Origin of the sequence: Leisingera sp., assembly GCF_034669605.1 — a bacterium.
Taxonomy (GTDB): Bacteria; Pseudomonadota; Alphaproteobacteria; order Rhodobacterales; family Rhodobacteraceae; genus Leisingera.
Genome location: NZ_JAXMOX010000187.1, coordinates 1 through 9,104 on the forward strand (window position 1 = coordinate 1; position 9,104 = coordinate 9,104).

Annotated in this window: 8 protein-coding genes and 1 pseudogene; all 9 read left to right on the forward strand. The window is 64.2% G+C overall.

Annotation, left to right across the window (positions count from 1 at the left end):
* A partial coding sequence (locus tag VOI29_RS19325) for an acyl-CoA dehydrogenase family protein (protein WP_323782469.1) occupies positions 1-278 on the forward strand: 278 nt, incomplete at its 5' end.
* Positions 279-350: 72 nt separating this feature from the next.
* Positions 351-1,880: an AMP-binding protein gene (locus tag VOI29_RS19330; protein WP_323782472.1), complete on the forward strand. Its 1,530-nt coding sequence runs from the start codon at positions 351-353 to the stop codon at positions 1,878-1,880.
* 76 nt (positions 1,881-1,956) lie between these two features.
* A pseudogene (locus VOI29_RS19335) lies at positions 1,957-3,561 on the forward strand (carboxyl transferase domain-containing protein).
* An 87-nt stretch (positions 3,562-3,648) separates the two neighbouring features.
* Positions 3,649-5,589 (forward strand): acetyl/propionyl/methylcrotonyl-CoA carboxylase subunit alpha, encoded by a 1,941-nt coding sequence (locus tag VOI29_RS19340; RefSeq protein WP_323782475.1) that lies wholly within the window; start codon positions 3,649-3,651, stop codon positions 5,587-5,589.
* Between the two features lie 66 nt (positions 5,590-5,655).
* Positions 5,656-6,513 carry a hydroxymethylglutaryl-CoA lyase gene (locus VOI29_RS19345; RefSeq protein WP_323782478.1) on the forward strand — a complete coding sequence of 286 codons (858 nt, stop codon included), beginning with the start codon at positions 5,656-5,658 and terminating at the stop codon, positions 6,511-6,513.
* A 20-nt stretch (positions 6,514-6,533) separates the two neighbouring features.
* Positions 6,534-7,316 (forward strand): crotonase/enoyl-CoA hydratase family protein, encoded by a 783-nt coding sequence (locus tag VOI29_RS19350; RefSeq protein WP_323782481.1) that lies wholly within the window; start codon positions 6,534-6,536, stop codon positions 7,314-7,316.
* Between the two features lie 235 nt (positions 7,317-7,551).
* Complete coding sequence (locus VOI29_RS19355; RefSeq protein WP_024090668.1) at positions 7,552-7,917, forward strand: NADH-quinone oxidoreductase subunit A; 366 nt, start codon at positions 7,552-7,554, stop codon at positions 7,915-7,917.
* Positions 7,908-8,441: an NADH-quinone oxidoreductase subunit B family protein gene (locus VOI29_RS19360; RefSeq protein ID WP_323782489.1), complete on the forward strand. Its 534-nt coding sequence runs from the start codon at positions 7,908-7,910 to the stop codon at positions 8,439-8,441. Before VOI29_RS19355 ends, VOI29_RS19360 begins: the two co-directional genes overlap by 10 nt.
* 15 nt (positions 8,442-8,456) lie before the next feature.
* Complete coding sequence (locus VOI29_RS19365; RefSeq protein ID WP_323782492.1) at positions 8,457-9,062, forward strand: NADH-quinone oxidoreductase subunit C; 606 nt, start codon at positions 8,457-8,459, stop codon at positions 9,060-9,062.
* Positions 9,063-9,104: the final 42 nt, after the last annotated feature.

The window sequence follows — 9,104 nt, forward strand, 5'->3', positions numbered from 1 at the left end:
CGGCGATGAACTCGGCGCGGGCTTATGTCTATGAAGTGGCCAAGTCCTGCGACAAGGGCACGGTGACGCGCCAGGATGCGGCGGCCTGCTGCCTGTATTCGTCCGAGGTCGCAATGACCCAGGCGCATCAGGCGGTGCAGGCCTTTGGCGGTGCAGGCTATCTGTCCGACAATCCGGTCGGCCGTATCTTCCGCGATGCCAAGCTGATGGAAATCGGTGCCGGCACTTCGGAAATCCGCCGCATGCTGATCGGCCGCGAGCTGATGGGGACCATGTGATCCACGGGGCCGGCAGCAGCGCACGGTCCCGGGGCAGATCTGTCCGCGTTCGGTGCAGGGAATGGAGCTATGATGGCTGAACCGCAAGATATTCCGGGCCTGCGCCCTGACGGCAGCTGGGATCTGCCGGCACAGCTGAACATGGCCCGCCAGTGCCTGTCCCGCCCGCCGGAACAGACCGCGCTGATCGACATGACGGGCGCGGAGCGGCGCGACATTTCCTATGGCGAATTGTCTGGGATGGTGGATGGCCTGACCCGCTGCCTGCTGACCCGTATCCAGCCGGGCGACCGGGTCGGGGTGCTGCTCAGCCAGTCGCCCTGGTGCGCGGCGGCGCATCTGGCTATCTGGAAGGCGGGCGGCATCTCGGTGCCGCTGTTCAAGCTGTTCAAACGCGATGCGCTGGCGTCCCGCGCAGGCGATGCCGGCGTGCGCTTTGTCTTTACGGACCCCGAAGGCGCGGAACTGCTGGGCGATCTGGCCGATGCGGTGATGGTCGATAGCGCCGGAATGGACGGCGCGCCGGTGCCCTTTGCCGAGACTGCGCCTGATACGCCTGCTGTGCTGATCTATACCTCCGGCACCACCGGAAGCCCCAAGGGCGCGCTGCACGGCCACCGGGTGCTGACCGGCCACCTGCCAGGCGTTGCCATCAGCCATGATTACCTCGGGCAGCAGGGCGACGTGCTGTGGACGCCCGCGGACTGGGCCTGGATTGGCGGATTGTTCGACGTGCTGATACCGGGCCTTGCGCTGGGCGTGCCAGTGGTTGCGGCGCGGCTGGACAAATTTACGCCGGAAGCTTGCGCCGATCTGATCGCCAAGGCCGGGGTGCGCAACATCTTCTTCCCGCCAACTGCCTTGAGAATGCTGAAGGCAGCCGGGCAGGGGCTCGGCGGACTGCGTTCTGTTGCCAGCGGCGGAGAGCCCCTGGGCGCGGAGATGCTCGCCTGGGGCCGGCGCCGCTTGGGCGTGACCATCAACGAATTCTACGGCCAGACCGAATGCAACATGGTGGCCTCTTCCTGCGCTGCCGGTTTCGAACCGCGTCCGGGCTGCATCGGCAAAGCGGTTCCGGGGCATGAAGTGGCGGTGATCGGCGAAGACGGCAACCCCGCAGCGGGCGAGGGCGACGTTGCCATCCGCCGCGGCTCGGCCTCGATGCTGCTGGAATACTGGAACCGCCCCGAAGAAACCGCCGCCAAGTTCCGCGGCGACTGGCTGCTGACCGGCGACCGCGGCATCTGGGAGAGCGGCTACCTGCGCTTTGTGGGCCGCGAGGATGATGTGATCACCTCGGCCGGCTACCGCATCGGCCCGGCGGAGATTGAGGATTGCCTGCTGACCCACCCGGCGGTGGCCACCGTGGGCGTGGTCGGCAAGCCCGATCCGCTCCGTACTGAAATCGTCAAGGCCTATGTGGTGCTGAAAGACGGGGCCGCGGCCTCGGAGCAGGAGTTGCAGGACTACGTCAAGGACCGCCTCGCGCAGTATTCCTATCCGCGTGAAGTGGCCTTCCTTGAGGCGCTGCCGATGACCGTGACCGGCAAGGTGATCCGCAAGGCGCTGAAGGCGCGGGCGGCGGAGGAGGCTGAACAATGACCCGAGGTGTTGCATACCCGGCGTGCGCGGCGCCAACCGGACCTAAAGATCTCAACCCTATAACGGGAGAGTGGACATGAAACTCACATCCAAGGCGATGCCCTCCTCGGAAGGCTTCAAGCAGAACCGCGAGGCGCATCTGACGGCCCTTGCGCAGATCAGCGAGGCGGCCGAGGCCGCGCGCATGGGCGGCGGCGAGAAATCCCGCGCCCGGCATGAAAGCCGCGGCAAGATGCTGCCGCGCCGCCGGGTGGCAAACCTGCTGGATCCGGGCTCGCCCTTTCTGGAGATCGGCGCCACCGCAGCGCATGCCATGTATGACGGCGCCGCCCCCAGCGCCGGCGTGGTGGCGGGCATCGGCCGGGTCGAGGGCCAAGAAGTCATGGTGGTCTGCAACGACGCCACCGTGAAGGGCGGCACCTACTATCCGATGACGGTCAAGAAACACCTGCGCGCGCAGGAAATTGCCGAGGAGAACCGCCTCCCCTGCATCTACCTGGTCGACTCCGGCGGTGCCAACCTGCCGAACCAGGACGAGGTTTTCCCCGACCGCGACCACTTTGGGCGGATCTTCTACAATCAGGCGCGGATGTCGGCCAAGGGCATTCCCCAGATTGCCGTGGTCATGGGCTCCTGCACCGCGGGCGGCGCCTATGTGCCGGCGATGTCGGACGTCACCATCATCGTCAAGGAGCAGGGTACCATCTTCCTCGCGGGCCCGCCGCTGGTGAAGGCGGCAACCGGCGAGGTCGTCAGCGCCGAGGACCTGGGCGGCGGCGACGTGCACACGCGCCTCTCCGGGGTGGCCGACTACCTGGCCGAAGACGATGCCCACGCGCTGGCGCTGGCCCGGCGCGCGGTGCAATCGCTCAACATCACCAAGCCGCTGACGGTAAACTGGGCCAGCTCCGAGGAGCCCGCCTATGACCCCGAGGAAATCCTCGGTGTGGTGCCCGGCGACCTGCGCACGCCCTACGACATCCGCGAGGTGATCGCGCGGCTGGTCGACGGCTCCCGCTTTGACGAGTTCAAACCGCGCTTCGGCGAAACGCTGGTCACCGGTTTTGCCCACCTCAAGGGCTGCCCGATCGGCATCATTGCCAACAACGGCGTGCTGTTTTCGGAGGCGGCGCAGAAGGGCGCGCATTTTGTCGAGCTGTGCAGCCAGCGCAAGATCCCGCTGGTCTTCCTGCAGAACATCACCGGCTTCATGGTCGGCCGTTAATATGAAAACGAAGGCATCGCCCGCCACGGCGCCAAGATGGTGACGGCGGTTGCCACCACCAACGTGCCCAAGGTGACGATGCTGGTCGGCGGCTCTTTTGGTGCCGGTAATTACGGCATGTCGGGCCGCGCCTACCAGCCGCGGTTCCTGTGGACCTGGCCCAACTCCCGCATCTCGGTAATGGGCGGCGAGCAGGCAGCGGGCGTGCTGGCGACGGTGAAACGCGACGCCATCGAACGCCAGGGCGGCAGCTGGAGCGCTGAGGAGGAAGCTGCATTCAAACAGCCCACCATCGACATGTTCGAGGAGCAGAGCCACCCGCTTTATGCTTCGGCACGGCTGTGGGATGACGGCATCATTGACCCGCGCAAATCCCGCGACGTGCTGGCGCTGTCGCTCAGCGCCGCCCTGAATGCCCCGGTGGAAGAGACCAAATTCGGCGTTTTCCGGATGTAAGCCGCCGGGCTTTCATCTTTCGCAAAATACTCCGGGGGTCCGGGGGCAGCGCCCCCGGTCCGGCGATCCAGACAAAGGACCAACCCCATGTTTGACAAGATCCTGATTGCCAACCGCGGCGAAATCGCCTGCCGCGTGATGGAAACCGCCCGCGCCATGGGCGTGCGGACAGTGGCGGTGTATTCCGATGCCGATGCAGCCTCGAAACATGTGGTCCTGGCAGATGAGGCGGTGCATATCGGCGGCCCGGCCCCCGCGGACAGTTACCTTCGCGGCGACGAAATTATCCGGGTGGCGCAGCAAACCGGCGCCCAGGCCATCCACCCCGGTTACGGCTTCCTGTCCGAAAACCCGAAATTCGTTGATGCGGTCGAGGCTGCAGGCCTCACCTTTATCGGCCCGTCCGCAGATGCGATCCGCAAGATGGGCCTCAAGGATGCGGCCAAGGCGCTGATGGAAGAGGCCGGCGTGCCGGTGGTGCCCGGCTATCACGGCACCAATCAGGACGCCGGCTTTCTGCAGGAAGAAGCGGGCAAGATCGGGTATCCGGTGCTGATTAAGGCCGTGGCCGGCGGCGGCGGCAAGGGGATGCGGCTGGTCGAGAGCCCGGCGGAATTCGCAGATGCCCTGAAAAGCGCGCAAGGCGAGGCCACCACGGCCTTTGGCAACCCGGATGTGCTGATCGAGAAATACATCCAGCAGCCCCGCCATATCGAGGTGCAGGTTTTTGGCGATGGCACCCATGCGGTGCATCTGTTCGAACGCGACTGTTCGCTTCAGCGCCGTCACCAGAAGGTGATTGAGGAAGCCCCTGCACCGGGCATGACGGCGGAGATGCGCAAAGCAATGGGCCGGGCCGGCGTGCGCGCGGCTGAGGCGATCGGGTACAAGGGCGCAGGCACCGTCGAATTCATCGTCGATGGCTCGGACGGCCTGCGCAGCGACGGCTTCTGGTTCATGGAAATGAACACCCGCCTGCAGGTGGAACATCCGGTGACCGAATTGATCACCGGTGTCGATCTGGTGGAGTGGCAGCTGCGGGTCGCCTCAGGTGAACGCCTGCCTGCCCGGCAGGAAGACCTGACAATCACCGGCCACGCGTTTGAGGCGCGGCTTTATGCGGAGGACGTGCCCAAGGGCTTTCTTCCGGCCACCGGTACGCTTACCCATTTGTCTTTCCCGGCCGAATGCCGCGCCGACAGCGGCGTGCGGGCAGGCGACGCCATCAGCCCCTGGTATGATCCGATGATTGCCAAGGTGATCGTGCATGGCTCCACCCGCAAGGTGGCGCTGTCGCGGCTGGCCCGGGCGCTGGAGGAAACCGAGGTCGGCGGCACCGTCACCAACCTGGCTTTCCTCGGCGCGCTGGCGGCGCATCAGGGCTTTGCAAACGGCGACGTGGACACCGGCCTGATCGCGCGCGATCTGGACGCGCTGACCGCGGCACCGGAGGTGGAGCTGCGCCACAAGGCGGCCGCCGGCATGGTGGCGCTGGACCTGGTGGAGGCTTCTCCGGACACCGGCTTCACCCTCTGGGCGCCGCTGCATCGGGCCGTTACCCTGTCCCGCGCCGGCGAAGAATTCACTGCGGATGTTCAAGTCGACGGGCCGGACAGGCAACTGTGGACCATCGGCGGAGAAACCGTTGCGGCTGAGCGCAGCCAGGGCCAGTGGCGCATTGACGAGCGCCGGATGCCTGCGGTGTCGCAGTCGGGGGGCCTGATCACCGTGCATGATGCCTATGGGCTGGAGTTCACCGCGATTGATCCGCTGGACCGCGATGCGGCGGCCGGCGGCGACAGCAATGTGATCGAGGCGCCGATGCCGGGGCTGGTCAAGGCGGTCTTTGCCAAAGCCGGCCAATCGGTGAAGGAGGGCGACCGGCTTGCTATTCTGGAGGCGATGAAGATGGAGCATTCACTGCTGGCCGCCCGCGACGGAGTGGTGGCAGAAGTGCTGGCCTCGAGCGGTGATCAGGTCGAAGCCGGGGCTGCGCTGGTGCGTCTGGAAGAGGAGGGGGACGGCTGACCGTGCGCGCGCGGCAGCTGTTGGAATTTGAGTACTTGGGACCAGAAAGAAGCAGGAGGCCCGGTAATGGCTGAGCGTGCCGAGATATTTGAGGTTGGTCCGCGGGACGGGCTGCAGAACGAGAAGCGCGAAATCCCGGTGGCGGAGAAGGTGGCGCTGGCCGATTGCCTGAGCCGGGCCGGGTTTTCGCGGATTGAGGTGGCCAGCTTTGTGTCGCCGAAATGGGTGCCGCAGATGGCGGGAAGCGCCGAGGTGCTGGCAGGCATCGCCCGCGCGCCCGGCGTGCGGTATGCAGCTTTGACGCCCAACATGCGCGGTTACCAGGATGCCGTTGCTGCAAAGGCGGACGAGATTGCGGTGTTCGCCTCGGCCTCTGAGGGGTTTTCCAAGGCCAACATCAACGCAACAATCAAGGAAAGCATCACGCGCTTTCTGCCCATTCTGGAGGCCGCAAAGGAAATCGGCCTGCCGGTGCGCGGCTATGTTTCCTGTGTGACCGATTGCCCCTTTGACGGGGTCACCGCACCGCAGAAAGTTGCTGAAGTGGCTGAGCGCCTGTTTGCCTTGGGCTGCTATGAGATCTCGCTGGGGGATACCATCGGGCAGGGCACGCCGGACGCGATTACGGCGATGCTGAAAGCTGTCTCAGCACGGGTGCCTGCAGAGAATTTGGCGGGCCATTATCACGACACCTCCGGCCGGGCGCTCGACAATATCGAGGCATCGCTGGATCAGGGCGTGCGGGTTTTCGATGCCGCTGTTGGCGGATTGGGCGGCTGCCCATATGCGCCGGGCGCCGCGGGCAATGTCGCCACTGAGGCAGTTCACAGGCGTTTGACAGACCTTGGCTATGACACCGGTCTGGACGCGGATGTGCTGGCAGAGGCTGCACTTATGGCCCGGTCAATGCGCAGCCGGCAGTGAAATTCCAGCGGAGAAGCAAGATGTTCGAAACGATCACCCTGAACACCGACGCCCGTGGCGTCTGCACCCTGAGCCTGAACCGTCCTGAAAAGCACAATGCGATGTCCGGACAGATGCTGCAGGAGCTGATTCTGGCGGCCCGGCGGCTGAACGAGGACGCGACCGTCCGTGTGGTGGTGCTGACCGGTGCCGGCAAGAGTTTCTGCGCCGGCGGCGATCTGGGCTGGATGCGGGCGCAGATGGATGCGGATGCGGAAACCCGCGCGCGCGAGGCGCGGGTGCTGGCGGAGATGCTGATGGCGCTCAATACCCTGGCCAAACCGGTGATCGGCGCGGTGCAGGGCAATGCCTTTGGCGGCGGTGTCGGAATGGCCTCGGTTTGCGACGTTGCCATCGGCGCGGATCACTTGAAGATGGGCCTGACCGAGACCAGGCTGGGACTGATTCCCGCCACCATCGGCCCTTATGTCATTGCCCGCATGGGCGAAGCCAAAGCGCGGCGCGTGTTCATGTCGGCCCGTCTGTTCGGCGCTGCTGAGGCGGTGGAGCTGGGGCTGCTGGCGAAAGCCGTGCCCGCAGACCAGCTGGCGGAGGCGGTCGAAGCGGAGGTCGCACCCTATCTGAACTGTGCGCCCGGCGCCGTCGCCGCCGCCAAAAAGCTCGCCCGTGATCTGGGGCCGCAACTCGATGACGCTGTGATTGATCATACAATCAAGGCGCTCGTTGCGCGCTGGGAAGGCGACGAGGCGCAGGAGGGCATCAGCGCATTCTTTGAAAAGCGCAAACCCGTCTGGCAGGGCTGAAAAACCGGCAAAAATGATGCATCTTTTGGCTGCGGCCGCGGTTTCCTCCGCGGCCGTTTTCCTTATGAAACAACTAAGGAATTACGCGCGTGCCGCGGCGGTGCCGTTTCCTGTCACAAACCCTTGTAGATTAACTTTGCTTTAGTTGACGCTGTGGGGGCGGAGGGGTATGCACAGGGCAAATCAACACGCCAATTGACGTCGCGCGGGAAACCGCCGGGAAAAGGAGCTGCTCTTGGAAGAGATGTTGAGGGAATACCTGCCGATCCTGGTTTTCCTGGCCGTTGCGGCAGGTTTGGGCATTGTCCTTATCCTTGCAGCCGTTGTGCTGGCAGTCCGCAACCCGGACCCGGAAAAAGTCAGCGCCTATGAGTGCGGTTTCAATGCCTTTGATGATGCCCGTATGAAATTCGATGTCCGGTTCTATCTGGTGTCGATTCTCTTCATCATTTTCGACCTGGAAATCGCCTTTTTGTTTCCCTGGGCCGTCGGTTTCAAGGACATCAGCGACACAGGGTTCTGGTCGATGATGGTGTTCCTGGGCGTGCTGACCATCGGCTTTGCCTATGAATGGAAGAAAGGGGCGCTGGAATGGCAGTGATGACCGGAGCCAACACCGCCGGTGTGGACAAGGAAGTTGCCACCCAGGCCCTCAATGCCGAATTGCAGGATAAGGGGTTTCTGCTCACCTCGGCAGAAGACATCATCAACTGGGCCCGTACCGGTTCGCTGCATTGGATGACATTCGGCCTGGCCTGCTGCGCGGTCGAAATGATGCACACTTCGATGCCGCGCTACGATGCCGAGCGTTTCGGCATCGCGCCGCGCGCCTCGCCGCGCCAGTCGGATGTGATGATCGTGGCGGGCACCCTGACCAACAAGATGGCGCCGGCCCTGCGCAAGGTCTACGACCAGATGCCAGAGCCGCGCTATGTGATCTCGATGGGATCCTGCGCCAATGGCGGCGGCTATTACCACTACAGCTATTCCGTGGTGCGCGGCTGTGACCGGGTCGTGCCGGTGGACGTTTATGTGCCCGGCTGCCCGCCGACGGCCGAGGCGCTGCTGTACGGCTTGATGCAGTTGCAGCGCAAGATCCGCCGCACCGGCACCCTTGTACGCTAAGGCGGGAGAGAGCAGATGACTGAAGCACTGAAAGAACTCGGCGCGCAGATCGAAGCCAAACGCCCCGATTGCGTTGTCGCCTGGGATATTTCCTTTGGCGAACTGAACATCGATGTGACGCCTTCCAATATTGCCGGTCTGGTGGAGTTTCTGAAATCGGACCAGAATTGCAAGTTCTCGACCCTGGTGGACATCACTGCGGTTGACTACCCGGACCGGGCCAAGCGCTTTGATGTCGTCTATCATTTCCTGTCGATGTACCGGAACCAGCGCATCCGCCTGCGCACCGCGGTGCGCGAGGAGGAACTTGTGCCCTCGATCGTGAACGTGCACCCGTCGGCCAACTGGTTCGAGCGGGAAGTCTACGACATGTTCGGCATCCTGTTTTCGGGCCACCCGGACCTGCGCCGGATCCTGACCGACTACGGTTTCCGCGGCTACCCGCTGCGCAAGGATTTCCCGACCACCGGCTATACCGAGGTCCGCTATGACGAGGCGCAGAAGCGCGTGGTCTATGAGCCGGTAAATCTGGTGCAGGAATACCGGCAGTTTGATTTCATGTCGCCGTGGGAAGGTGCTGAATACATCCTGCCGGGCGACGAGAAGGAGGGGGCGCAATGATGGACGGCTCCAAATTTGACGACGGCAGCGTCGACGCGCTGA

What these genes read in the sequence shown, in the direction of transcription:
- VOI29_RS19330 (WP_323782472.1), top strand. Translation starts at nt 351, where the DNA reads ATGGCTGAACCGCAAGATATTCCGGGCCTGCGCCCTGACGGCAGCTGG.
- VOI29_RS19340 (WP_323782475.1), top strand. Translation starts at nt 3,649, where the DNA reads ATGTTTGACAAGATCCTGATTGCCAACCGCGGCGAAATCGCCTGCCGC.
- VOI29_RS19345 (WP_323782478.1), top strand. Translation starts at nt 5,656, where the DNA reads ATGGCTGAGCGTGCCGAGATATTTGAGGTTGGTCCGCGGGACGGGCTG.
- VOI29_RS19350 (WP_323782481.1), top strand. Translation starts at nt 6,534, where the DNA reads ATGTTCGAAACGATCACCCTGAACACCGACGCCCGTGGCGTCTGCACC.
- VOI29_RS19360 (WP_323782489.1), top strand. Translation starts at nt 7,908, where the DNA reads ATGGCAGTGATGACCGGAGCCAACACCGCCGGTGTGGACAAGGAAGTT.
- VOI29_RS19365 (WP_323782492.1), top strand. Translation starts at nt 8,457, where the DNA reads ATGACTGAAGCACTGAAAGAACTCGGCGCGCAGATCGAAGCCAAACGC.